This window comes from Candidatus Bathyarchaeia archaeon, assembly GCA_035935655.1.
In the GTDB taxonomy this organism is placed as follows: domain Archaea; phylum Thermoproteota; class Bathyarchaeia; order 40CM-2-53-6; family 40CM-2-53-6; genus 40CM-2-53-6.
In genome coordinates, this window is the sequence record DASYWW010000062.1 from 168673 (window position 1) to 191895 (window position 23223).

Sequence of the window (23223 nt, forward strand, 5' to 3'; positions counted from 1 at the left end):
TGAATAACTGTTTGATAGAGACTGTGAACCTGACCAAGAAGTTTGGCGATCTGACTGCGGTCAATGGTGTGACCCTTCGCGTTGAGGAAGGAGAGGTCTTCGGGTTCCTCGGACCCAACGGAGCTGGGAAGACCACTACGGTCAGGATGCTTTGTTGCTTGATATCAAAGACCAGTGGAGCGGCCAGGATAGCGAATTTCGAGGTGGGTAACGATGCAGATTCTCTGAAGATCAGGAAGATCATCGGATTGGTTCCTGACAATGTTGGTCTCTACGAGAATATGACTGCGTATGACAACTTGGATTTTTACGGGAAGCTGTACAAATGTTCAGAGACGCAGAGGAAGGAGAACATCCAACGGTTCCTCAAGATGCTGGGACTTTGGGAGAAGAAAGATGTCATGGCCGGAGCATTTTCGAAAGGAATGAAGCAAAAACTTGCGATAGCACGCGCGCTAATTCACGAACTGGACGTATTGTTCTTGGACGAGCCGACAGTCAATCTAGACCCAGAGTCATCTAAGACAGTGAGGGACTTTCTTCTCGAGCTGAGGAATGAGAAGAAGACCATCTTTCTAAACACCCACAACCTCGACGAAGCGCAACGCATCTGCGATAAGATCGGCATACTCAACACCAAGCTGATGGCAATAGGCACTCCCGAAGAACTTGAACAATCGGTGACGGGTAGGAAGACCGTAATTCACCTAGAGAGGGTAAACGACGCGGTTCTGAACGCGTTGAAAGAAATATCGATTGGAAAGATGGTCAGTGATAACAACAAGTTAATGATTGACGTGGTGAATCCTGAAAAGGAGAATCCTGCAATTATCCGCGCCATTGTCGAGGCAGGCGGCAACGTTCAGTCTGTCTCCGTGCTAGGTTCAACGATAGAAGATGCCTATCTGAAACTCGTGAAAAAGAAAAAATGAACCTTGGAACTTCGTGGATTATTGCGGCGAAAGACCTCAAAGTTATCACGCGTAAGAAGTCGATCCGCTACACCCTCGTCGTTCTTCCAGTCTTGCTCGCGATTCTATTCCCACTGGTGATCAGGTTCGTGCTAAACAAGGGTGCGGTAATACCGGCCCCGGTTCTCATGGGACTTCTGAATGCGTTCGCCTTCTTCTTCGTTATCGTTGCTGCGTTGATTCCCACCCCGATTGCCTCGTATAGCATCGTGGGCGAGAAAGTTGAGAAAAGCCTGGAACGGTTACTGGCAACCCCTACTACCGACGGGGAGATTCTGCTTGGAAAGAGCATTGCAGCGTTTCTGCCATCGATCATCGCGACCTATGCGGGCGCCACGATCTTCATGGCTCTCATCGATAACGAAACTTACGCCACGCTCGGCTACCTCTACTTTCCAAATTGGATCATCGGTGTCATGCTTCTGCTTCTCGCACCACTGGCTGCAGTTCTAAGTGTCGAGCTAAGTATAGTCATCCGCAAGGGTTAGCGATGCGCGTGCAGCGCACAGCTCGGGGCTCTCATGTTCACCCCCTTCATGGGCATCTACATCGGAGCGGAGATTGGGTTGATATCGCTCGACACCAACACTCTTCTCATTATCTCTGGGATTCTCGCAGGCGTTGACCTAGTTCTCTTCCGCGTCAGTACAGCCACTTTCCGTAGAGAGGAAATACTAACTAAGTGGAAATAGGCGCGGACGCTGTGTTGGTTGGCGATGTTTCTAGGAAAATTCGCAAATGGATAATCGATAGTGATAAGAACTAATGGGGTTGAGACGAGACTTATGCCAATTGTTAGTGTCGGTAAGGAAAACTCTGGAGATATTGATCTTTACTACGAGGACCATGGTTCGGGTAAGCCCGTTGTACTGATCCATGGTTATCCGTTGAGCGGTGCATCCTGGGAGAAACAACTGCCAGTTCTTCTGGCTGGGGGGTATCGGGTCATCACCTACGATCGCAGGGGCTTTGGTAAGTCGAGCAAGCCGACCTCAGGCTACAACTATGACACATTCGCCGAAGACCTACAGAAACTCGTAAACCACCTGGGCCTTCATGATTTCGCGCTTGTAGGTTTCTCGATGGGCGGTGGCGAAGTCGCACGCTACATGGGACGATACGGATCCAAAGACGTCAGCAAAGCAGTGTTCATCTCGTCAGTTCCACCGTATCTTCTGAAGGCACCGGACAACCCAGAGGGCGTTGACGGCAGTGCCTTCGATGGCATTCAGGCTGCGATCAAGGCGGATCGTTACGCGTTCTTCACCGAGTTTTTCAAAAACTTCTACAACACCGACCAGTTCCTAGGCAAGAGAGTCAGCGAACAAGCCGTCCAAGCCAGCTGGAACATCGCCGCAAGCGCAGGAGCCACTGCCAGTCTAGCTTGTGTTTCAACGTGGCTTGAGGACTTCCGGAAGGATCTAGCTCGCGTCCAAGTGCCTGTTCTGGTCATTCACGGCGATGCAGACCGAATCGTTCCTTTCCCTGCCTCTGGACAGCGAACCGCAAAGATGGTCCCTGGAGCACGCCTGGTCGTTGTCAAGGATGGACCGCACTTCATATCATGGACACACTCAGATGAAGTCAGCGCCGCACTGTTGAGCTTTCTGAAAGAAGAGAAGAAGCTCGAACTGACAACACCTGCCTAGCCAGCAAATACGACAGCAGTAGAGAATAGACAGCAAACGTTTTCAGTACTCTAAGCGAACTTGTGCTCATGACGCTTAGAGCGTCAACCAGTCCGTCTGCTGTCCCACAGCCTGTCGCGACACCTCTGACTCGCGCCGCGATCTTTCTAGTCGTTACAATCAACCCGGGGGCCGGGCATCGAGCTGCAATCCGCTCCTTCTGCGCAGATCTATCCGCGCTCGTGCGTTCCGTAGGGTTTCGCGAACAAGAAGGAACTCTTTCCTGTGTTATCGGGTTCGGATCCGATTCATGGGACCAGTTATTCGGGAAGCCGCGGCCGAGAGAGCTCCACAAGTTTCGCGAGATCCGAGCCGGAGAACGTCATGCCGTCTCGACACCGGGAGACATGCTCTTCCATGTTCGCGCGCAGCGCATGGATCTATGTTTCGAGCTGGCGACGCAGATCATGGCGAAGCTGGGACCCGCAATCAGCCCAGTAGACGAGGTTCAAGGGTTCCGTTACTTTGACAGCCGCGACCTCATCGGCTTCGTCGACGGGACAGAGAATCCTAAGGGCCAAGAAGCTATTGATGCGACCCTGATCACAAGCGAGGATCCTGGATTCGCCGGGGGAAGCTATGTGATCATTCAGAAGTATCTCCATGATCTGGCCCGCTGGAACGCATTACCGACAGAAAAACAGGAAAACATTGTTGGACGCACAAAGCTGAATGACGTGGAATTGGACGATAAGACCAAGCCAACCTACGCGCACAACGCGCTGACCAAGATAGTTGTGGATGGGAAGGAGGTTAAGATTCTGCGGGACAACATGCCCTTTGGTCATGCCGGTCAGAAAGAATTTGGGACCTATTTCATAGGCTACAGCCGTTCACCTCGGACGATAGAGGAGATGCTTCAGAACATGTTCGTCGGCAAGCCGCAAGGCAACTATGATCGATTATTGGATTTTAGCCGGGCGGTCACGGGGAACCTCTTCTTCGTTCCATCAGCGACATTTCTAGAGAATGTCGAGTCCGACTAGGCTGGCGCGTTCGTAGCAAACCTGGTTGCATAGCGAGCTTTTGCTTTGGCAATCTCCAGTTCTCTGTTTCTCGGTTGTGCGTTCGTTTCAAGCGATCTAAGAAGTTGGTTTGATGCGTGCGCGATCTCGTCGACCGCGGCACGAAATGAGCGCTCATTTGCTTTTGACGGTTGTCTAAACCCGCTGATTTTTCGGACGAACTGTAAGGAAGCATCCCGAATCTCCGCGTCTGTTGCGGGAGGTTTGAAGTTGAAGAGCGGTCTGATATTTCTGCACATTCTCAAAGCCTCAAGGATCTAGTAGGTTCTAGCCGTGTTTTTAGCATAGCTATCCGTTCGATGTCGATTTTCTCCCCAAGACACGGTAGGGATGTTTAGTGCTTCTTGAGGGAACCGGCCGGTTCAAAGAGCTCGCACAGTCGCTCGCTGCCACATCCGCTGATGATGAGGCGCTCCTTCGCATTGTTTAGGAGCTTCTGGGTCCAGTTCACATCTCCACCGTCTACAAGCTCATGCTCCCCACCCTTGGAAGGAGTTGCGAAGATCTTGAAACACAACTGACCATAATACCCGCTGCCTTGCTTCCGATCCTGGTCGATTCCAATTCTGACTCTCTTGTTAACAGCCTGAAGCTTCACAACCACTTCTGATTGAACCATCGGTCGCGGCACCTTGGACCCGAAGTCAGAAACAGCAACCCGGAGAACAGTCTTTGTGCCCAAAACCCGTCTCAGTGCCCTAAGATAGAATCCAATATGGAGCACTAGAGTCTCGGTCTCGAACCCGAGATTCCCTGAATCGCGACCCGCACTGCAAAGGGTGAAGACTCTGAAGTGTTGTCTAGTACCGGGCCAACGCCAAATTTCTGGCCTCTCAAGAGGCGATGGCTCGACGCCAGATGAACTGAATCGGCTTTACCTGAAGAAAAGTTCCTGCGCTCGCGGCGTCGGACCGCACACTCAAGCGCGAGCACGTTTGTCGAATCAGCAACAACCTCAGTATTCCGAATCGTCGAAACGGTCCAGTCCTGGCTGATATGGGATAGCACGGAGACTGTTCCCAGTGGGCATACCGGTGAGAGTTCGATGGGCTGGAAAGACTTCGGCAGCAGTGAGAACGCAACGCGATCCCATTCCAGAAGGCGTGGTGGACTAGTAGCAGACGGCCGTGTGAACCTGTTTGAAACATGATCCTCAAGCACTGCCCTGGCCTCTCGCTTCTTCGCCCTGCGGCCGTGGACCTCCAGAAGCAGCGATTGAAGGTCGGTAGGAGCTATACGATTTGCGAGAATGTTCGCTAAGTTAGGGACCCCTGCTTCCCTCTCGATCCTCTCTATGATCAGGCTTTTCCGAGCAGGGTCAGGAGACGACGGATCCTCAGGCGAAGTTGGCATAGCTGAGATCGGGGAACTGCTAGGTCATTAATTGTTGACACCACGAACCCGAGATGAGACGAGGTAGGGCCCGGCCCTCACAAAGGCTTCATCTCGCAACGATTCTTCCTTGATCATTTCCATATCGGCACTCCACTGGAACCATTTGCCGATTTGATCCTCACGGGCGAGAACGCACGCATCGATCGTCTTCTCGAGGAGTCTCGCCAGCGCTTCGTTGTACGGGAGGCTGGCGCGACTTATTTTCCTACCAGTTCTCTTCTCCCATGTCTGCCAGATGTTCGCGTGCAGGTGTGTCTCTGGTTGAGGATCTTCAACGCCGATTATCATTGCATAGCTCTCTAGGTTGCTAAGTGATCGATGAAATCTTGAATTGTTCTGTTTTCCTTCCAGTCTTAGCTTCTTTCTCAATTGGTCAGTCCGGATAGACCCTTCGGCTCCGATCGCTTCTAGAAGTTTTAGTTCGAGCTCTGAGAATGTCTTCTGCTTTACTGCGGGATCCTGGTAGTGCGTCACTATTGGACTAAGAATCGGCCACAGCTCATCATTTACGAAGGTCTTGGTTCCCCTGAAAATCCTGGTAGCAAGAAAATCCTCTCTACCTTCAATCTCCCTAGAAACCCGGGCTACAGGTTCGCCGGATATCTTGATTGACCACCAATCATTCCATCCGGTGAATCCTTTCGCGGAGGGTTTCCAGGGTCTGCCTAGTATCGCGCCGATGAAGCTTGGAAGCTCGTTTCCTCCAAGCGCCGAGACAAGGCCCCTATTGTGGATGAACTCGTAGATGTCATCTTTGGTTTTCAATCTGAGAGATGGTTTTAGCCGGTGTTCTCGATTCCGGATTTTCTCTGCTTTCTCTATCAGCTGTTTCGCGTTCGATTCAGAAACACTATCCTAGAACGATTTTCTTCAGGTCTGCTATTTCTTTGGTCCTCTGAGCCAGCCTTTGACGCCTAACTCCTTCGCTTTCGAAGACCGTTCGGGTCCTGTCTCTTTCACCCCTAGAAATCGTCGGGTCTCGATTAGAAAGTCCTTCCACGCTGGCTCGTCCTCCAGCAACAGGTGATTCTTGCTCTCCAACGGGATGAAGTGGGCTCCGCGAATCAATGTTGCTAGGTCTCTTCCATCCTCGAACCGGTTTACCAGGTCGCCTCGCGTGTGGACGACTAGTGTTGGGGTTGACACTTTGTCGAGCTGGTCGAGGACGTCGATCTGGGCGAACTCTATCAGGTAGCGCACTGCGTTTTCTGGCGACGTGGATTTTCGCTGCAACTCGTTGAACCAGTTTGCCTGCTCGGCCGTCCCTCCTGGAACGAATAAAGATGTAAACAGTTGACGGTAGGTCGGGTCGTCCTTTCCCCAACCCATCTTCATCAGCGTCACCATGGCCTTTCCCTCTTCCTGTTCGGCAGGCGACGTATGGATTTTCGACCAGCCCAACGCACTCGCACCGTATAGAATCAGATGACTCACCCTCTGAGGATGGCGTGCAGCGTAGGCGATGCTGACAGCGCCTCCCTGAGACATCCCCAGCAATGCGAATTTGTCAAGGCCCGCGGAATCCACAACCGTTTCCAGGTCATGCACCCAATCCTGAAAGTTAGAACTCTTGACCTCGCGGTCGGATAGCCCACACCCCCGATCATCATAACGGACCAATTCACTGTATTTTGACAGCTCCCTGATCCAGTGACGAAATATTGGACTTTCCAAGTCGAACTGCAAGTGCCCGAGCCAGTTCGCAGCCTTGACCAGCGGAGGCCCATGACCTATTGTGGAGTATGCAAGTCTGACACCGTCCCTTGTAGTGCAGAATCTAATCTTCTGTTCCAGACGAACTATCCCGTTCCGGTATTATTTGTCCAGACGGTTTAAGATTGCTAATCGATGTGTCCCAGGCTATCTCTTGACCGAGTGAAGCTCCATACTCATATCAATCGCCTCCGCGGAATTTGTTATCGATCCAACCGAAATCACATCCACGCCCGTCTTCACATAGCCAGCAAGATTCTCTCGAGTAATGCCCCCAGACACTTCGACCAGAATCTGTTCTCGCAGCTTCTTCATCTCTAACAAATCCACTGATTTCTTCACCTCCTGCGGTGTCATGTTGTCCAGCAGGACAATGTCAGCTCCGGCTGAAGCTGCTTCAACTGCCTGCCGAGGGCTGGTTGCCTCAACTTCTATTTTCTTGGTGAAACTCACCTTCGCCTTAGCTTTCTTGACAGACTCGGTTATAGAACCAGCCAGCGCCAGATGGTTGTCCTTGATCAAGACAGCGTCGTCAAGCCTTAGGCGATGAGTATCGCCGCCCCCAAGCTCGACCGCTCTCTTCTCAAAGTACCTTAGACCTGGGAGGGTCTTTCGGGTACAAGCTATTCTAGCAGACCGACGATTCATCTTGACAATTCTCACGAGTTCTTCGGTTGCGGTTGCAACTCCAGACATGTGACATAGCAGGTTCACCATGGTCCGCTCTACCTTTAGCAAGTCGACTCCACGACCACTAGTTTCTAGGACAACAGTCCCGATGGGCACTTCCTGGCCATCGCGTACCTTTGGTTTGCCTTCGCAGCCCACAAGTTTCAGCAAGGTGACGGATTCGGCGAGTCCAGCCACAATGGCTCGTTCCTTACAAACCACCTGTCCAATCGCCATCGTCGCTGGATCAACGACAGAGTCTGTGGTGATGTCCCCGTAGCCAACATCCTCATCGAGAAACTCTCGGAGCTTGCGTTCAACTATCAAGTCGGACAAGTCTCACGTTGAGCGGTCAGGTTTCTCCCTAACTTAAGCATGCAAGGTCCCGTGATCGCAGGTTCTGGAATATTCCGCTCGATAATTACCAGCCTGGCTGTCTGAGTCGTAGACTCGATTTCCACGTCTGCTACGCCTCGGCCTCTATTTCTCCACGATGGACCTCATGGCCGCACGAACCTAGAAAGAGGTCCAGGCCGTCTGGCAAGGCGTCATTCCGGTACGGGCTCACGTGGACGAACACGACCTCGTGATGGTCGACAGGGCATTCGGCCTTGATGAGATTCTTTGCCTTGCTTCTGGGTCTCTGCCTCGAAACTGGGTCCAGTCTCGCCGAAAGTTTCTCGATTTTTAGGCCAAGCATTCCAGCGTAGAGACCCCCGATGCAAAAAATTCCGCTTCCAGCAAGCAATCCAACTACCCCTACCATACCCAACGCGTCGCTCGATGTCATCGCAAAATAGAGAGCCACCACCGGCGCGATCACTGCAACGCCAATAATGGCCTTGCCCATGACCGAGAGAAAGCCCATTTCTTTCAAGCTCTATCGAGATAGCTTCAGATAGAAAGGTTTTGACCCTATCTCTTCTTTTTCGACTCTCTCTCGCTCACAACTGTCTCAACATGCTCTATGATTGTCTTGAGAGGCGTCCCCGGCCCGAAATTGCCAGTAATACCCTGTTTCTCAAGCAACGGCTTATCCTCGTCAGGAATTATGCCTCCCCCCACCAATAGAATGTCGTCTCCGCCCTTCTCACGTATCAGCTTGGCGACCTTCGGGAAAGCAGTCATATGAGCACCGTTTAGGAGGCTCATCGCGACAACATCAACATCCTCGTCAATCGCCATCTGCGCAACCTGTTCGGGTGTTGCTAGAAAGCCGGTGTAGATGACTTCCATGCCCGCGTCTCGGAACGCTCGCGTTAGAATCAGGGCACCTCTATCGTGGCCGTCTAGTCCCGGCTTTGCCACAAGGATGCGAATCTTCTTGTTAGATGTCGAGGTCGGTTTTTTCTGCGAGGGCATCGGAGCGTTCTGGTTCTTCCGAAAGAGTCCTTTCGCTAATAAGGACTATCGGAATTGGTTTCGGTTGTCAGGGGTGGGAGTAGATGTGTCGCTCAACTCTTCGAACGAATTTGAGAAACCCGATCGCTAGGATTACCGAGCTTATTATGACCGTTAGGGTTCCGGTCAACTGCAGTACTGTTCCAGCGTTTCCGCACATGCCTGATGAACAAGAGAAACTGATAACGGAGACAGCAGTCTGGAAAACCCATCCCACGGCAAGACCGAGGAATCCGATGATTATGATGTTTGAATCACGCGATTAAGTCAAGACGGGCATTTGTAGACTGTCTTAGGGCTCCCTGGAGGCCTTAGTTGTATAGCTCGTCGTATCTCTTGTACTTCCAATACGCCATCGATGCAACCCATGATACTATGAAGATGCCGATTATTCCGAAGCCCATCGTCTCAAAATCAAGCGTCCCCAGCGATTTCCAGAATGGACCGGTCAGCTTCAGCTCGTTGGAGAGGACTTGGAGGAGTTCGACTCCGCCGATCGCAAAGGCAACTGCGACAGATATGATCGTCACGGTAAGATTGTAGTATATTTTGCGAATCGGTCTGAGGAAGGCCCAGCCATACGCGGTGAGCATAGTAATCCCATCGGTCATGTCGACGAGAACCATTCCGCAGGTGAACATGAAGGGAAGAACTAGGATCATCCAGAGAGGAACGGCCGCTGAGACCCCAACACCCACGCTGATCGCTATCAGCGCAATCTCGCTCGCCGTGTCAAAACCAAGCCCGAACAAGACCCCGATAGGGTAGATCTGCCAGGGTTCGCGGACGATTTTGAAGAGTCCTTTGAAGTAGCGGTTTAGGAATCCCCTGTTCTCTAGGAGACTGTCAAGCTCCGACTCGTTCATCTTACCCTGTTTCAGGGTCTTGAAAACTCGGTAGATCCCGAGAACAATAACGACGTTGATTAGTCCGATGAGAAAGAGGAATATTCCGGAGACTGTTGTTCCTATTATTGCGCCACTGGTTCGAAGCGCAGGAATCTGATCTCTCACCGCGTTGGTGGCAAGAATGAGGGAGACGATAAGACCGACGACCACTGTCGAGTGGCCGAGCGAGAACCACATCCCAATTGTAAGGGGACGCTTGCCCTCTTGGAGGAGTTTCCTTGTCGTGTTGTCGATAGCGACAATGTGGTCGGCGTCAACCCCGTGACGTAGGCCGAAGGTGAAGGCGAGGACTCCGAGACCCGCCAGCAATGCTGACAATTGGCCGATGATAATTGAGGCTGCGAGCCCAGCGAGAGTGGCAACGCCTAAGGCGGAGTATATGACGGATATTTTGATCTTCTCGGCTGTTGAGAGTCCGAGCTTTGAGTGATCTAACTGGAGTTCAGTCAATTCAGAAGACATGTCTCCCAAGAGCCTTGTGGCTCTCAGCGGATATTGACAGGATGTCTCGACCTGACCCTTCCGTTTGGTAATATAAAGTCTTAAGTTGGTAATACTTTTAGCCAACGCTGTCCGGTTGAGTAATACTCTGAGGCTGATCGTGAATTGGTATTGAATGATGAGGGAGTTACTAGGATTAGCATGTCTCTTCCGCCTGAGCTTCTCGAAGCCTTCGACAAGGCCTCCGAGCACAGCGGCTACCGGGACAGATCCAAGGCGTTGCAGGCGGCGATGCGGTCTTTCATATCAGATTTTGAGACAGGCGTCCCGGCGGGACACATTGTCGGTTCCATTGTCATGGTGTACAATCATGAGACGCATGGTGCTGACGAGGGTATCACAGAGACGTCCCATCATCATCGACAATCCATCCTCTCTTCACTCCACGCTCACATCGACGCAGCACACTGCCTATGCGCCCTGCTCGTCCGCGGCAAAGCTCAAGACGTCACTCGACTGGAGGGAGAGCTGAAGCGGCAGAAAGGAATCATGCAGGTAAAATCATCCTATCTCAAGACAGAATCAGTCTAGGATCTAGAGTTGCCGTTTGTGCAGCGACGCGAATCAGTGGTTGAAAGCTGCAAAGGGTTATTGAACCAGCTACGACCGGGGCGGTAAATATGAGAAGAGTAATCGTTTCAGAGTTCGTGACTCTTGACGGGGTCGCGGAAGAGCCTGGTAAGTGGTCCTTCCCGTTCTGGAATGACGAAATTGGCAAATTCAAGTTCGATGAGCTTTTTTCGAGCGATGCTCTTCTGCTGGGACGATTGACCTACCAGGGTTTTGCAGCAGCCTGGCCGAAGATGAATGACGAGGCGGGCTACGGTCACAGAATGAACAGCTTTCCGAAGCATGTGGTGTCGAGAACCCTGGAGATGCTTGACTGGAACAATTCACACCTGATTAAGGGAAACATCGAGAAGGAAGTATCCAAGCTGAAGCAACAGCCAGGCCAGGACCTCTTGATCTTCGGCAGCGGTCAGCTAGTAAGTGAGTTGATGCAACATGATCTGATCGACGAGTATCGGTTCCTTGTCTACCCGATCATTCTGGGAAACGGAAAACGGTTCTTCAGGGATGCCAATAAAGCAACCCTCAAACTCGTAGAGACAAAGACGTTCAGTTCCGGAGTCGTTCTGCTCCGCTACCAGGCCAGCAAGAAATAATCTCTCCCTGGGCCATGGATGTTTGAAAGTCGCATTATGTAGATACGCTGCTCGCGAACATTTGCAGCTTGAACTCCTCGACGATGCCTAGAGCGGCTTCCATATTTCTGAACACATCTTTGGGATGATGAGCGTCTGAGCCAAGGCTGACCCTGCAACCAGCCGTCGAACATGCCTGCGCAAGTGTGCGGACGAGTTGCGGAGCGTACCCTATGTCGTTTCCGTTCAGCTCAAGCGCCTTGTTCCTCCTCCTTGCCGTTCTTGCGAGATCTACCAATAGATCATCAATCTCAGGAGGAGGGTTCACTTTTCCCCTTGCCAATCTGACAGGGTGCGAGAGCACATTGAAGGGGACGAAGTCGCTCTCTAACGCCATATTTTCCAGTCTGAGATATTCGCTCCATCGCTTGCGTCCCAGTATCGTATCAAACACGCCCAACGCTCTCTCAATGTCTGTCCGGTCATCGAACTCGTGGACCGAGCAGAGCAGAATGCTCCATTTTTCCTGTCCGACAAAATCTCCCACTTGCTTCTCGAAACGTGGGGAAAAATCGATCTCAAGCCCGCGATTGATCTTCATGTTCCAATCTTCATGGTCATCGACCTTCCTGAACTCATCAGTGTACTCTTTCAGGTCGTTGAACATCCTCCCGGTCGAGTGTATGGACCCGAACTTGATGGATTCTCTGAGCTCTCTGAACTGTGAGACGTGTTCCGTGATAGAATATTCACTAAGGTCCCTCGCCTTTGCGGCCGAAACCATGTCCACTATGTTCGCAAGAAGAATGTGGCTGTGATTGTCGACTCTCGTCATCTACGGCGCCATCGTGATTCGAGTGGGCCCGGTCCTTGAAAGCATAGCTGGGATCAAGCGGGAATTCTTGTAGCGGAAGTTAGGTATGCTTTCCCGCCACTGTTGTGAAATCGCGTGGCGAACAATGCGTCCCGAATGAAGTTGATTTTGAAGAGCGGCGAGAACGTCGCTTCGATCTCCCCTCTCGCAACTCTTCTCGGTCCGCCCCAGTTAGTGGGCTCTTTTTCGCTGAAACAAAGCATGAAGTATCTTCCTCTCGGAGCTAGAACCCTGGCTATCTCCCGGGCGTAAACGGGCCTCTCAATATCGTTGAATGTGTGGAAGAGTCCAGAATCAGTAACGTTGTCGAAGAGACCGTCTTTGAAATCTAGCGAGAGCACGTTCCCCGTTCGAAAGTCGACTTTCAACCCTCTCTCCGTAGCCTTCGCCTTTGCCGCGGCAATCGCGCGGTTTGACAGATCAACTCCGACAACTGAGAACCCGTTCTCCGCCAGATAGAGTGCATTCTCCCCAGTTCCACAACCAACATCGAGAACCCCGCCCTTGTTCAGTTCCCTGACTCGCACAAGTTCTACGAAGGCCGGTTGCGGACGGCCTACGTCCCATGGTGGAACGGTCTTGTAGGCGTCCTCCCAAGAACTCACCGATTTTCGGACTCGTGGATCGATGCCGAATTCAAGAACGTTGCGGAGATGGAGACGAGCCGACATGGGATCGTTAGCTCCGAATTGCAAAAAGGCTCTTTAGATGATATGCAATGCTTTTCATGAGCCCAATTGGAACAGCTTCAGAAAGAGACCCTAGTCTCGCCGACCGTTTCAAAATGGTTGCTGGAGAGCGAACCTTCGAGTCAATACTTCACACTCAGAGAGTTGATGGGACGCGACAAGCAAGACTCCTCCGTTCGAAAGGCTAGAGATAGGATCGGTCGAGAAGGATGGGCTGCGAAGATTTTCGCGAAACAGAAGGAGAACACCTACTGGGAGAACAAGGAAACCTGCTACGTTCCCAAGTTCAGCTCCACAGGATGGCAGCTAGCGGTTCTCGCTGACCTGGGAGTATCATCGGAGGATTCTCGGTTCGCAAATGCTGTGGAGCACTTTTTCGATCTTCACAACGTTGAGACTGGTGGATTCTCTATGCGTCCTAGGAGCCAGAAACCGTTCGAGCCTCATGTCTGCAATACTGGCAACATGGTTTGGGCCCTCGCGAAAGCGGGATATGCAAAGGATGAGAGGGTTCAGAAGGCGATGAGCTGGCTTATGTCCAAGCAGCTATCAGACTCGGCCTGGAACTGTGCCCCATCAGGCAAGCACGGATCCTTCCTCGCCACTGTTGAGCCTATGTGGGCTCTCTCCGAGATGATAAGGCAAGAGCCGAGAGAAGAGTGGAAACAGGCCGCCGTCAAGTCGTCCGAGTTCGTTCTCAAACACAAGATCTACAAGTCCGACAGGGATGATTCCGTTGTCCTCTTCGACTTTCTAAAGATCCACTATCCCACTCACTACTGCTATGACTTTCTTCACGGATTACGAGTCCTTACAGAGTTAGGAGTTCCGAAGGATGAAAGAATGGATGATGCTCTAAGATTATTGCGCGCAAAGCAACTGGTAGATGGGAAATGGCCACTGGAGGCGGTGTACCGTGGCTGGCGTCAATCGCAGCCTATGCATGGAACGGAGACGGTATCAAGACCTGAGGAGCGAGAGCTTGTAACTGAGGGGTGGGGAATTGATCGGACCTTGCAATTGGAAGAGGCAGGTAAGCCTAGCAAGTGGGTGACGCTTCAAGCATTGCTGATTCTGAAACGACTGGGCCTGCTTGAGTCGTGATCATGACCATCCGGTGGTAGAGCTAGCTTAGCCCTAGCTTGGGCTCCCGGTCTTGTTGTGAACGGTGTTTACTGTTATATTGAGACGTAGCGTAACAGAGTTAGGATTGTGTCAAGGTAGAGGACCTTGTTTGAAATAAAAGCGGCCACGAAAATCTTCTCGGCCAAACAGGGTCCAGCCATAGACGCGGTCAGCTTCGACGTTAAGAATGGTGAGATTGTCGGGTTCGTAGGGCTAAACGGGGCCGGAAAGACAACGACCATCAGAATCGCGGTCGGAGTCTCTCTTCCGACTTCCGGGACTGTTCTGATAGATGGTCACGATATTACTCAGGAGAAGCCTGAGGCTTCTAGGAGCATCGGATGGGTCCCGGAGATTCCGAACTTCGAGCCCAACGCGAAGGCGTGGAAACTGATGCGATATTTGGCCGGGTTCTACGGAATGGACGGAAGAGAAGCAACCAAGGAATCGAAGGAACTCCTCGCCTCAGTAGGACTTTCAGGCTTCGAGAACCGTAAGTTTCGAACATATTCTCAGGGGATGAAGAAGAGATTCGCCCTAGCCGCTTCAATGCTATCGAACCCACAGAACTTCCTCTTCGACGAGGTCCTCAACGGTCTCGACCCTGAGGGAATACAATTCTTCCGACAACTCATGATGGGACAAAAGAAGGTCAACAAAGCCATCCTGTTATCTTCCCACATTCTCACCGAGGTTGAGAACCTCGCTGACAGGGTCGTCTTCATCCACAAAGGGAAGATTGCCAAAACCGCAACCCGCGACGAGCTGGCTTCGTACGCTGCGAAGGGCACAATACTCAGAATACAACTCCAAAATGTCACCGACGAGGCCGTTTCCTATCTCAAGACATTAGGAACAGTCCAATTGGATGGCAACGCGATCGTTCTATCAGATTTCCAAGGAGATTCGGCTCAAGTCAATAGTGAGCTGGTCAAGAGGGGCTTCCAAGTTCGGGAGATCAAGCACGAAAGAACTGGGCTGGAGGAGTACTTTTTCGATATCATTCGAGGGACTGACGCAGGAAAATGATGATACGGCCGTTCTTCTACGACTTTAGACGGACGATAACTAGCAAATCAGTATTAATCCTAACTGGAATTATTCTTCTCATAAGTCTCGCGATCATCCCGTTTACCGCTCCCGTTGTATCATCCTTTGGCGGTTCGTCCAGTCCCGACATTCTTTACTATCGCGACCCCGGCGCTTACCACTTCATAGTATTCTCCTCCGATCAGTATGGTCAGCCAGTCCAAGGAACCCAGATATCGATGAAACTCTCCGGCGCGCAGACCTATGCCAATTCAAGCACGACAAACTCCCAGGGTTACGCGTTCATCACTCTTAGTGCTCCAAATGGAACATATTACTGGACAGTGAATGCGAGTAGAGGAGGAGGCTCATCCTCACTTAGCACATACCTGTACTCCTCTCCCGTGGTTGGACAGCCGCAGTTCCAATACACATCCTGGATCTCAACTGTGCAGGACAAGGCGAACGCGTCAAAAGCGGACATTCGGACATTCTACGCAGGGCTCTACGGCGCCAAACCAACAGGCTACAGCATCCGGTACAAAATCCCAACCACACCACCGCCTCTAACATACAAGGACGACAGTCCCTACACCGCGGCTCAAATGGATCTTCTCGGCAACCTGACTGACTACCGTCAGGTCTTCGACCCCACAATCCCTAATGGGCTCCCCCAAAACACCGATGTCTGGTTCGAACTATTTGCTCCAAACGGAACCGCCATCGCTGGAACGCAGATGCCAGTCTTTGAGCTGACACGACAACAATTCCGTCCTCAAGCGACAAACGTTGCATCCTTTTTTTTCTCCACAATCTTGAGCTTCTTCATGCCTCTAGCAGCGATCCTTGGAGCCTACTCTTCCTACGGTAAGGATCGTCTCACTGGCGTGCTGGAATCTGTGTTGGCTCGGCCTATCAGCAGGCGCGGACTCGCAATCTCAAGGTTTCTCTCGACTCTGACCGCGCTCGCAGTCGCGGCCATAGCCTCAGTTGGAATAGTAGACCTCCTGCTAAACCAGGTCTTAGGATCAGCTCTACCCCAAGACTACGCTCTGGCCATAATCTCTGGACTAGTAGTGGAGGTGGCTGCTTTCACCGGTCTGATCTTTCTACTATCCCACCTCGTCAAATCGACAGGGCTTCTGCTAGGGATCAGTATCGTGCTCTTTGTCATCTTGGACTTTTTCTGGAGTCTAATAGTCTTCTTGCTGACGCTTCTCCTCGGAGGAACTTCAGGATCGGCCGTAGCATTGGAAGCGACGCTTATCTCCTATTACGCTAATCCAGCACAATTTCTGCAGCTCATCAACGTGTACGTCTTCCAATCGTCCTCCGGAATCGGGTTCCAATCATCAAACTACGGAGTGACACTCCCGGCTATCGTTCTGGACGGGTTTTTGTGGGCTATCCTGCCCTTCCTAGCGTTCCTCTACCTTGCTGTCAAACGAGACTAGACGAGTCTGTCCATAGGATGTTGTAGACAAGTTTCGGTTGACGCAACGCAAATTGAGTATAAATACATCCCCTCCCAAGGGTCTGGTATGTCGCGACATAAGCGGCCCGAAGTCGAGAGCAGACTCTCATGAATTGAAGGTCATGTGCGAGCCATCAGGAAGATGGTACAGAATGATCGCAGCTATCCCGAGATCGTCCATCAAGTTGCAGCAGTGCGAGCCTCTTTGGATGGAGTTGTCGAAGTTATCGTTGACGACCTCGTAGAAGACTGCGTAGCAAGTGCTCGCAAAGGTGGGTCCGTCAGGGAAACAGTCCTCGAGCTTCAACAAGTAGTCGCAAGCAGCCGATGAGCACCTCCAAACTCGAGCTTCCGGTAGTCAGCGGAGTCCAGGAGTCGAGTTCCATAGAATCTCGCCCGAAGAATAGGAAAGACGAAATCCGTCTCGTTCTGATGGGGATTGCAGCACTCGTCAGCTACCTAGGACTCTTGCACGGTATTACTCCAATCGATATTGTAGCGATCGGAGCGAGTCTGATTGGAGGGTATCCAGTGTTCATGGAAACCTTCCGCACTCTCCGCCATCGTTCCATAAACATGGAAGTATCCATGACCGTGGCGATTGCCGCCTCTCTACTAGTAGGCCAGTTCACGGCCGCGGTTGTAGTGACCTTCTTCGTTCTTCTCTCAGAATTCATAGAATCCTACGCTGTCGACAAGGGAAGAGCAACAATCCTCAAACTGGAAAAGTCCATTCCGAGAAGAGCCCTGGTCAGACGGAACGGAGCCGAAGTCGAAACCGACGTAGAGACAATCCAATCAGGTGAGGTCGTGATTGTTCGAGACGGAGAACGGATCCCGGTCGACGGAGCAATAGTCAGAGGCTCAGGGTTTGTCAATCAATCAGCCATAACTGGAGAAGCTCTATCCGTCGAGAAGACTAATGGCAGTCGAGTGTTCGCAGGCAGCGTTGACGAGTCCGGCGTCCTCGAGGTGCAAACAGACAAAGTCGGAAATGAGACAGTGTTCGGCCAGATTATCAAACTGGTCGAGGAGGCTGAGAGCCGAAAAGCCCCGATCCAAAAACTATCCGACAAGCTCGCGACCTGGCTAGTCGAGTTCACCATCGCCTTCTCAATAATCACGTTCATCGTAACTCGAAATCTGATCTCAGCAATCTCCGTCATCGTAGTTGCAGGTGCCTGCGGTGTCGCAGCCGGAACCCCGCTTGCAATCGTAGCGGCCATGGGGGGACTGGGTAAGAAAGGCGTCATAGTGAAGGGCGGAGCCTACATTCAAGAGATGAGCAAAATCAACGCAGTCGTTGTTGACAAGACCGGCACTCTCACTCTCGGCGATCCAGAAGTAACCGACGTCGTGGGACTTGACGGCTGTTCTCAGAAACAGGTCCTCACCTATGCCGCTGCTGCAGAGAAACTATCCAATCATCCCCTCGCACGAGCAATAACCGCGAAGGCTCAGGAGCTTGGAGCCAATCCAACCGGAAGCCTCTCGTCTGACTATCTAGCCGGAAAAGGCATCATATCCCAATACCAAGGGGAACCCGTCCTCGTTGGAAATTCCGTCCTGATGAGCGAGCAGAACATCCACATATCGAGTGACGCTCAAGCAACCATCACGAACAAGATCTCAGAAGGAAAAACCACGGTAATAGTCGCCCACGGAGGGCACACCTGCGGAATTATCGGAATCTCAGACAAGATCAGAAACGAGAGCCGAGCCGCGGTTCAAGAACTGGAGAAGATGGGAATCTCTACGGTTATGTTGACAGGCGACAACAAGGTCGCTGCTTATCGCGTCGGTGAACAAGCAGGAATCAAACAGGTCTACGCGGAGCTTCTGCCCCCAGACAAAGTCTCGATCATCGAGCGTATGACGGAAACGGGTCAGAAGGTTGCAATGGTGGGAGACGGAATCAACGACGCTCCTGCTCTAGCCAGAGCGAATGTTGGGATTGGTATGGGAGCGGGCACCGATATTGCCATTGAGGAGGCGGATATTGTACTGATGACAAATGACCTGGGCAAGATTCCGGCAATCGTGAGGGCGAGCAAACAGGCTTACGGAGTGATCTTACAGAATTTCTATGGCACTCTGATTGTGGATGGGATTGGATTGGCCTTAGCTTTTGACGGTCTTCTCAATCCATTATTCGCAGCGGGCATTCATGTAGTGTCAGAGCTTGTCTTCATCCTCAATTCCGCGAGACTAATTCGATAACTAGAGTACGCACTATCAACGGGACTTGAGAACATCTAGTGAACCGTTTAGAAGACTGATCTGATCAGTCCTCCGTCAATTGCAAGCATTGTCCCATTGATGTAGCTCGCCTTCTCGCTGGCGAGAAACGCGACGAGATAGCCAACTTCCTCTGACAAGCCATATCTTTGCGCGGGTACATCTTGGAGCATCTGTTTCATAGCCTCTTCAAGGCTTTTTCCGGTTCGTGAGGAAACGTCCTGAGCAACTTGTCTCTGCCTGTCTGTAAGTATGTGTCCTTGCATGATCCCGTTCGAGGTTATTCCTCTCGAAGCATATTCGAGCGCGAGGGACTTCGACAATCCGGCGAGGCTCAATCTCACAGTGTTTGACAAGACCAGATTCGGGACTGGCTGTCGAAGCGCGGAGGATGTGAAGTAGATCAGCCTCCCCCACTTCTTCTGAAGCATCCCTGGAATAACCTGTTTCGTGAGCCAGACGGCACTCATCAGAAGCAGTTTCACCCCATTGTCCCAGTCGGTGTCGCTGAGATCGGCGAAGGTTCCCGGTTTCGGCGGGCCTGTATTGTACGCGAGAATATCCACGGTCCCAAACTTGCTTGTGGCCTGATTAGCGAGAAGGTCAATATCCGATTTGCGAGTGAGATCTGCCTTGACCGGGAACACGTTCTTGTTTCCAGTTTCCCTTGTGATCGTGTCACTGGCCTTCGAGATTGAGTCTTGATTCCTTGAAGAGATTACTACCTTGCAGCCTTCTGCGGCAAGAACTTTAGCCACGCCAAGCCCTATTCCCTTACTCGACGCTGGGACCAGCGCTACCTTGTCCTTGAGTCCAAGTTCCAAGATAGCCTAGGCCCATCCATCTAAGGAGATTAAAGTTGGTACAAGTTGAAAAACGGTAATGGACACCGAGGCCTACCTCCACCGAATCGGCTACCATGGGTCTACTCGACAGAAGGTGAATGATCTGCGCAGACTACACAGGAGACATCTGCTCTCGATCCCGTTTGAGAATCTCGACGTCCACATCGGTCGGCCAATCATTCTGAAAGAGAACACACTCTATGACAAGATCATCAGGCATCACCGAGGAGGATTCTGCTACGAGCTGAACGGTCTGTTTGCCAGTTTGCTAGAGGAATTAGGTTACAAAGTGTCGATGCTCTCAGCACGGGTAGCGAGAAAGAGCGGAGGGTTCAGTCCAGAATTCGATCATATGACCCTGCTCGTGCAGCTCAAGCATCCATGGCTCGTTGACGTGGGGTTCGGTGACTGTTTCACGGAACCAAAACGGCTCGACATTAAAGAACCACAGGCCGATCATGGGAAAGAATATCGCTTCACTCGAAGAGATGGCTGGACCCTTCTGTCCCGGAGGATGAAAAGAGACGGTTTGTGGGAGCCTGCATACATGTTCAGCTTGCGGCCCCGAAAGATGGATGATTTCTTTTCGAGATGTCGCTGGCAACAAACATCTCCAAGGTCTCACTTCAGAAAAAATCGCATATGTACTCTTCTTACCTCCAATGGGAGATTGACGCTTACTGACACGAGGTTCATAGTGACGCAAGGCAGTAAGAAGGTTGAGCGACCGGTCAAGAACCCTGAAGAGTTCGCTGTGTTGCTACGTCGGCATTTTGGTATCGACCTGAACTAACGAGATTCAGTTCATCGCGAGGTACTTGTTCTCTAGATAGCTGACTAGTCCTGATGGATCGTATCCTTTGTTGAAGACGCGGTTGAGCAGCTCTTTCGGCGAGTAGGTTGATCCGGGCTTGTGGATGTTTTCTGCCAGCCATTCCTTCAACAGTACGATGCTTCTGTCTCCTTTGATCGGGAGCAATTTCTTCTTTGTTAGAGTGCTCCACAGCATTCCGGCGATTACGTTTCCGAGAGAATAGCCTGGGAAGGTGGCGAATTGTCCCCAGCTCCAGTGTATGTCCTGAAGAACCCCATCTGCATCGTTCTCAGGTCTCATGCCAAGGTAGTCTTCGATCATATCGTCCCATACGGAGGGTAGTTCGGAGACTTTGATCTTTCCCAGTACGAGTTTCTTCTCGAGTTCGTATCTCATTGCAACATGGAAATTGTATGTCAGCTCGTCCGCTTCCACTCGGATCAAGCTCGGTCTGACAGTGTTGAAGTAAGAGTAGAGTTGTTTCTGGTCGTAACGGGATACGAAGCTCAGATTCGACTTTAGGATTGGGTAGAGCAACGGAACGAACTCTTTGCTCCTTCCAACGATATTCTCCCAAAATCGGGATTGCGACTCGTGGACGCCTGCGGACACTCCAGAAGCTGTAGGCGTGAATTGCAGTTCGTGGTCTACCTGCAGCTCGTATAGGGCGTGGCCGCACTCGTGAATTAGCCCGAACACTGAGGCCTTGAAATTCTTAGGCTCATATCTCGTCGTTATTCTAACGTCGTCACTTGCGATCTTGATGGCGAAGGGATGGGTGGAAACGTCCTGCCGGAATCTCTTCTCCGGCATGCCGAGTAGTTGCAGTAGCTTCTGGCTTACCTGTTTCAGCGAATTAACGTCGTAGTCGAGATCTTCTAGAGGATGTTTCTTCGGAAACGTTCCTTGGGATAGAGTCTTTGCCAAGATCTTCTTAAGTTGCGGGATAAGTTCGGAGAAGATCTTGTCAAGGTCACTGAAGGTCAGTCCTTCCTCGGAAAGATCAAGCAGCGCGTTGTACGGATTCCCGGACGGGTCGAGATGGTTTGCCTCTTCCCGTTTCAGCTCAGTTATCTTCTCCAAGTGGGGCCTGAAGATTCTGAAGTCAGATTTCTTTCTCGCCTCTCTCCACGGGATGTTAGCTTCGATTGTAGCCTTTTGCAGTTCCTCAACCAGTTTCGGTGGGACTTTCTGGAAATAGTTGAGTTCTCTCTTGACGACCCGAACAACTCCCTTTTCGGCATCGTTGAGGTCCTTCAGCTTCTCAGCTTTCTCGACAGGGCCAGCTAGATCTATGGTCATCTCCTGGCGAAGTAGCTCGATCTCGGACTGAGCTTGGCCTCTGGCGCCGGCTCCAGCCTTAGGCATGTTGATCTCGAGGTCCCATCCCAAGAGGGAAGAAGCATGGGTCATCGCGGCAACTGATCTGTATCTGGTGAGAAGGTCGAGGACAACTGGGTTATTGAACGGGGTCAAAGGCGCGACCAGACCTCTCGGCAGATTAACTGCCTAAAAACTTTGAAGGCGAATTACTAGGAGTTGGGCCGGGCGAGTGCTTTTCTTGGATATCTTGCCGATTAGAAGCTTGAAGAATACAGCGTTTCTTCCCCAGCAAGAGCTAATACGCATCAGGGATAATTGCCAGAGTCATGGCGAAGGCCGTGTCTGAATTCGTCCGTGTAGCCTCGACGGGTGAGATTCCTGAAGGAAAAATGAAGAAGGTCATAGTCGGCAGTCAACAGATTCTTGTTTCGAACGTGAACGGCAGGTATTACGCTATTGGAAACGTCTGCACCCACATGGGTGGACCATTGGACCAAGGTTTCCTCGCGGGTCATGAGGTGCAGTGTCCTTGGCACGGTTCCCATTTCGATGTCACCAGTGGCGAAGTAAAGAGAGGTCCTGCCTTTAGGCCGGAGCCGGTCTATGAGGTCAAGATCGAAAGTGGTAATATTCTGATAAGACAGAAGCAATAGAAAACGTAATCCGCGAGATTCTTCCGGCTACTGCTGCTTTGCGCCACAGCTGGTACAGAACGTCGCGGCACCGGGGAGCTTAGCACCACACTTGAAACAGAATTTCGACTCGACCGAAGGCTGTGGTTGCATTCCGGTCGCTGGTTGCGGTGGAGCCGGAGAGGGCGCGAAAGTCTGCGGGGCAGGTTGACCCCAGCCAGGCGATGGGGGCCGGTCATTGATGGAGAAGTATGCGACGATTTGGAAAATTAGAGCAATTAAGATGATCAGGAAGCCTACGAACACGATTGTGAGCGCTGCTCCAATAAGGTACAGCAAGCCGGCGGTTGCGAACGCGCTCACGTTCAGCCGCTGTGATATCTTCTCGTAGGATCGCTTGAGAAAGATCGCAGATATGATCGTGGAGACCCAAAACGCTCCGAGTATGCCAAAGAACAGAAGTCCGGGAAACCCGAAACCAAGCGAAAACAGGCCGCCAATTTCCCCCGAGATGATAAACGCGACAAAAACGACTGCTCCAATAATGGCGGTTATGGCGGCGAGAAGAGCGTCGTCGAAGATACTCTTGTCTTGAACCGCTTCGGATATTTCCTTCGTCGCCAGAAGAATCAGTATCCAGCCGACAAGGCTGACGAAGGGGATGAAGACGAGGATCCCACCCACTCCGCCGAGGGTCTTGGCCGATGACAAAGATCCCATGTTCGAGTAGGTCTAATGTCCCGAATTTAAGGTTGGAATTGGCT

Annotated in this window: 28 protein-coding genes; 14 read left to right on the forward strand and 14 right to left on the reverse strand. The window is 51.6% G+C overall.

Annotated features, from left to right (window positions below; translation table 11 throughout):
- Positions 1-11 precede the first annotated feature (11 nt).
- The 5 genes from VGS11_12665 to VGS11_12685 all read left to right on the forward strand — a co-directional run bounded on the left by VGS11_12665 (position 12) and on the right by VGS11_12685 (position 3645).
- The gene (locus tag VGS11_12665; protein ID HEV2120941.1) at positions 12-932 is read left to right on the forward strand and encodes an ABC transporter ATP-binding protein; all 921 of its coding nucleotides are present in this window, start codon (positions 12-14) and stop codon (positions 930-932) included.
- Positions 929-1459, forward strand: a complete 531-nt coding sequence (locus tag VGS11_12670; protein HEV2120942.1) for an ABC transporter permease subunit — start codon at positions 929-931, stop codon at positions 1457-1459. Before VGS11_12665 ends, VGS11_12670 begins: the two co-directional genes overlap by 4 nt.
- Positions 1460-1492: 33 nt before the next feature.
- The gene (locus VGS11_12675) at positions 1493-1663 is read left to right on the forward strand and encodes a hypothetical protein (protein ID HEV2120943.1); all 171 of its coding nucleotides are present in this window, start codon (positions 1493-1495) and stop codon (positions 1661-1663) included.
- 93 nt (positions 1664-1756) lie between these two features.
- Positions 1757-2620: an alpha/beta hydrolase gene (locus VGS11_12680; protein ID HEV2120944.1), complete on the forward strand. Its 864-nt coding sequence runs from the start codon at positions 1757-1759 to the stop codon at positions 2618-2620.
- 68 nt (positions 2621-2688) lie between these two features.
- A complete protein-coding gene (locus VGS11_12685) occupies positions 2689-3645 on the forward strand; it encodes a Dyp-type peroxidase (GenBank protein ID HEV2120945.1) in 957 nt (318 codons plus the stop codon).
- Here VGS11_12685 and VGS11_12690 read toward each other — a convergent pair.
- The 9 genes from VGS11_12690 to VGS11_12730 all read right to left on the reverse strand — a co-directional run bounded on the left by VGS11_12690 (position 3642) and on the right by VGS11_12730 (position 10232).
- Entirely contained in the window at positions 3642-3923 is a 282-nt protein-coding gene (locus VGS11_12690) for a DUF2277 domain-containing protein (GenBank protein HEV2120946.1), read from the reverse strand. The genes VGS11_12685 and VGS11_12690 overlap by 4 nt on opposite strands.
- Before the next feature lie 95 nt (positions 3924-4018).
- Positions 4019-4408, reverse strand: a complete 390-nt coding sequence (locus tag VGS11_12695; GenBank protein HEV2120947.1) for a hypothetical protein — start codon at positions 4406-4408, stop codon at positions 4019-4021.
- Positions 4408-5037, reverse strand: coding sequence for a hypothetical protein (locus VGS11_12700; GenBank protein HEV2120948.1), 630 nt, complete (start codon positions 5035-5037; stop codon positions 4408-4410). Before VGS11_12700 ends, VGS11_12695 begins: the two co-directional genes overlap by 1 nt.
- Before the next feature lie 27 nt (positions 5038-5064).
- On the reverse strand, positions 5065-5844 hold the full coding sequence (locus VGS11_12705; GenBank protein HEV2120949.1) for a hypothetical protein: 780 nt from the start codon (positions 5842-5844) through the stop codon (positions 5065-5067).
- A gap of 114 nt (positions 5845-5958) precedes the next feature.
- Positions 5959-6765: an alpha/beta hydrolase gene (locus tag VGS11_12710; protein ID HEV2120950.1), complete on the reverse strand. Its 807-nt coding sequence runs from the start codon at positions 6763-6765 to the stop codon at positions 5959-5961.
- 174 nt (positions 6766-6939) lie between these two features.
- Positions 6940-7797, reverse strand: coding sequence for a carboxylating nicotinate-nucleotide diphosphorylase (gene nadC, locus VGS11_12715; protein HEV2120951.1), 858 nt, complete (start codon positions 7795-7797; stop codon positions 6940-6942).
- Between the two features lie 130 nt (positions 7798-7927).
- Positions 7928-8338 (reverse strand): hypothetical protein, encoded by a 411-nt coding sequence (locus VGS11_12720; protein HEV2120952.1) that lies wholly within the window; start codon positions 8336-8338, stop codon positions 7928-7930.
- Positions 8339-8376: 38 nt separating this feature from the next.
- The gene (locus tag VGS11_12725; GenBank protein HEV2120953.1) at positions 8377-8823 is read right to left on the reverse strand and encodes a cobalamin B12-binding domain-containing protein; all 447 of its coding nucleotides are present in this window, start codon (positions 8821-8823) and stop codon (positions 8377-8379) included.
- A gap of 350 nt (positions 8824-9173) precedes the next feature.
- A complete protein-coding gene (locus VGS11_12730) occupies positions 9174-10232 on the reverse strand; it encodes a HoxN/HupN/NixA family nickel/cobalt transporter (GenBank protein ID HEV2120954.1) in 1059 nt (352 codons plus the stop codon).
- A 150-nt stretch (positions 10233-10382) separates the two neighbouring features.
- On the opposite strand from VGS11_12730, the gene VGS11_12735 reads away from it, so the two are divergent.
- Positions 10383-10802 (forward strand): CopG family ribbon-helix-helix protein, encoded by a 420-nt coding sequence (locus tag VGS11_12735; protein ID HEV2120955.1) that lies wholly within the window; start codon positions 10383-10385, stop codon positions 10800-10802.
- Positions 10803-10891: 89 nt separating this feature from the next.
- A complete protein-coding gene (locus tag VGS11_12740; protein HEV2120956.1) occupies positions 10892-11437 on the forward strand; it encodes a dihydrofolate reductase family protein in 546 nt (181 codons plus the stop codon).
- Positions 11438-11471: 34 nt separating this feature from the next.
- Here the strand turns inward: VGS11_12740 and VGS11_12745 are convergent, their stop codons facing one another.
- Both VGS11_12745 and VGS11_12750 read right to left on the reverse strand, forming a co-directional pair.
- Positions 11472-12251 carry a PHP domain-containing protein gene (locus VGS11_12745; GenBank protein ID HEV2120957.1) on the reverse strand — a complete coding sequence of 260 codons (780 nt, stop codon included), beginning with the start codon at positions 12249-12251 and terminating at the stop codon, positions 11472-11474.
- 53 nt (positions 12252-12304) lie between these two features.
- Positions 12305-12961: a class I SAM-dependent methyltransferase gene (locus VGS11_12750; protein HEV2120958.1), complete on the reverse strand. Its 657-nt coding sequence runs from the start codon at positions 12959-12961 to the stop codon at positions 12305-12307.
- A gap of 66 nt (positions 12962-13027) precedes the next feature.
- On the opposite strand from VGS11_12750, the gene VGS11_12755 reads away from it, so the two are divergent.
- From VGS11_12755 to VGS11_12775, 5 genes are all read left to right on the forward strand, one after another.
- Complete coding sequence (locus tag VGS11_12755) at positions 13028-14083, forward strand: hypothetical protein (protein ID HEV2120959.1); 1056 nt, start codon at positions 13028-13030, stop codon at positions 14081-14083.
- Between the two features lie 126 nt (positions 14084-14209).
- Entirely contained in the window at positions 14210-15133 is a 924-nt protein-coding gene (locus tag VGS11_12760) for an ABC transporter ATP-binding protein (GenBank protein ID HEV2120960.1), read from the forward strand.
- Entirely contained in the window at positions 15130-16587 is a 1458-nt protein-coding gene (locus tag VGS11_12765; GenBank protein HEV2120961.1) for an ABC transporter permease subunit, read from the forward strand. Before VGS11_12760 ends, VGS11_12765 begins: the two co-directional genes overlap by 4 nt.
- Before the next feature lie 144 nt (positions 16588-16731).
- On the forward strand, positions 16732-16938 hold the full coding sequence (locus VGS11_12770; protein ID HEV2120962.1) for a metal-sensing transcriptional repressor: 207 nt from the start codon (positions 16732-16734) through the stop codon (positions 16936-16938).
- Positions 16935-18827, forward strand: a complete 1893-nt coding sequence (locus VGS11_12775) for a cation-translocating P-type ATPase (GenBank protein ID HEV2120963.1) — start codon at positions 16935-16937, stop codon at positions 18825-18827. The genes VGS11_12770 and VGS11_12775 overlap by 4 nt, the downstream gene beginning before the upstream one ends.
- A gap of 47 nt (positions 18828-18874) precedes the next feature.
- Here VGS11_12775 and VGS11_12780 read toward each other — a convergent pair whose 3' ends face one another.
- Positions 18875-19669 carry an SDR family oxidoreductase gene (locus VGS11_12780; GenBank protein HEV2120964.1) on the reverse strand — a complete coding sequence of 265 codons (795 nt, stop codon included), beginning with the start codon at positions 19667-19669 and terminating at the stop codon, positions 18875-18877.
- 58 nt (positions 19670-19727) lie between these two features.
- On the opposite strand from VGS11_12780, the gene VGS11_12785 reads away from it, so the two are divergent.
- Complete coding sequence (locus VGS11_12785; GenBank protein ID HEV2120965.1) at positions 19728-20483, forward strand: arylamine N-acetyltransferase; 756 nt, start codon at positions 19728-19730, stop codon at positions 20481-20483.
- A 6-nt stretch (positions 20484-20489) separates the two neighbouring features.
- On the opposite strand, the gene VGS11_12790 is transcribed toward VGS11_12785, so the two are convergent.
- Positions 20490-21980 (reverse strand): carboxypeptidase M32, encoded by a 1491-nt coding sequence (locus tag VGS11_12790; GenBank protein HEV2120966.1) that lies wholly within the window; start codon positions 21978-21980, stop codon positions 20490-20492.
- A 185-nt stretch (positions 21981-22165) separates the two neighbouring features.
- Here VGS11_12790 and VGS11_12795 point away from each other — a divergent pair, with 185 nt between their 5' ends.
- The gene (locus tag VGS11_12795) at positions 22166-22480 is read left to right on the forward strand and encodes a non-heme iron oxygenase ferredoxin subunit (GenBank protein HEV2120967.1); all 315 of its coding nucleotides are present in this window, start codon (positions 22166-22168) and stop codon (positions 22478-22480) included.
- 27 nt (positions 22481-22507) lie between these two features.
- Here the strand turns inward: VGS11_12795 and VGS11_12800 are convergent, their stop codons facing one another.
- Positions 22508-23179: a DUF996 domain-containing protein gene (locus tag VGS11_12800; protein ID HEV2120968.1), complete on the reverse strand. Its 672-nt coding sequence runs from the start codon at positions 23177-23179 to the stop codon at positions 22508-22510.
- Positions 23180-23223: the final 44 nt, after the last annotated feature.

Excerpts from the sequence above, each read along its gene's own strand:
- VGS11_12675 (HEV2120943.1), top strand. The coding sequence starts at position 1,493 with ATGTTCACCCCCTTCATGGGCATCTACATCGGAGCGGAGATTGGGTTG.
- VGS11_12750 (HEV2120958.1), bottom strand. The coding sequence starts at position 12,961 with ATGTCGGCTCGTCTCCATCTCCGCAACGTTCTTGAATTCGGCATCGAT.
- VGS11_12690 (HEV2120946.1), bottom strand. The coding sequence starts at position 3,923 with ATGTGCAGAAATATCAGACCGCTCTTCAACTTCAAACCTCCCGCAACA.
- VGS11_12670 (HEV2120942.1), top strand. The coding sequence starts at position 929 with ATGAACCTTGGAACTTCGTGGATTATTGCGGCGAAAGACCTCAAAGTT.
- VGS11_12700 (HEV2120948.1), bottom strand. The coding sequence starts at position 5,037 with ATGCCAACTTCGCCTGAGGATCCGTCGTCTCCTGACCCTGCTCGGAAA.
- VGS11_12745 (HEV2120957.1), bottom strand. The coding sequence starts at position 12,251 with ATGACGAGAGTCGACAATCACAGCCACATTCTTCTTGCGAACATAGTG.
- VGS11_12785 (HEV2120965.1), top strand. The coding sequence starts at position 19,728 with ATGGACACCGAGGCCTACCTCCACCGAATCGGCTACCATGGGTCTACT.
- VGS11_12775 (HEV2120963.1), top strand. The coding sequence starts at position 16,935 with ATGAGCACCTCCAAACTCGAGCTTCCGGTAGTCAGCGGAGTCCAGGAG.
- VGS11_12685 (HEV2120945.1), top strand. The coding sequence starts at position 2,689 with ATGACGCTTAGAGCGTCAACCAGTCCGTCTGCTGTCCCACAGCCTGTC.
- VGS11_12725 (HEV2120953.1), bottom strand. The coding sequence starts at position 8,823 with ATGCCCTCGCAGAAAAAACCGACCTCGACATCTAACAAGAAGATTCGC.
- VGS11_12800 (HEV2120968.1), bottom strand. The coding sequence starts at position 23,179 with ATGGGATCTTTGTCATCGGCCAAGACCCTCGGCGGAGTGGGTGGGATC.
- VGS11_12680 (HEV2120944.1), top strand. The coding sequence starts at position 1,757 with ATGCCAATTGTTAGTGTCGGTAAGGAAAACTCTGGAGATATTGATCTT.
- VGS11_12740 (HEV2120956.1), top strand. The coding sequence starts at position 10,892 with ATGAGAAGAGTAATCGTTTCAGAGTTCGTGACTCTTGACGGGGTCGCG.
- VGS11_12730 (HEV2120954.1), bottom strand. The coding sequence starts at position 10,232 with ATGTCTTCTGAATTGACTGAACTCCAGTTAGATCACTCAAAGCTCGGA.
- VGS11_12765 (HEV2120961.1), top strand. The coding sequence starts at position 15,130 with ATGATGATACGGCCGTTCTTCTACGACTTTAGACGGACGATAACTAGC.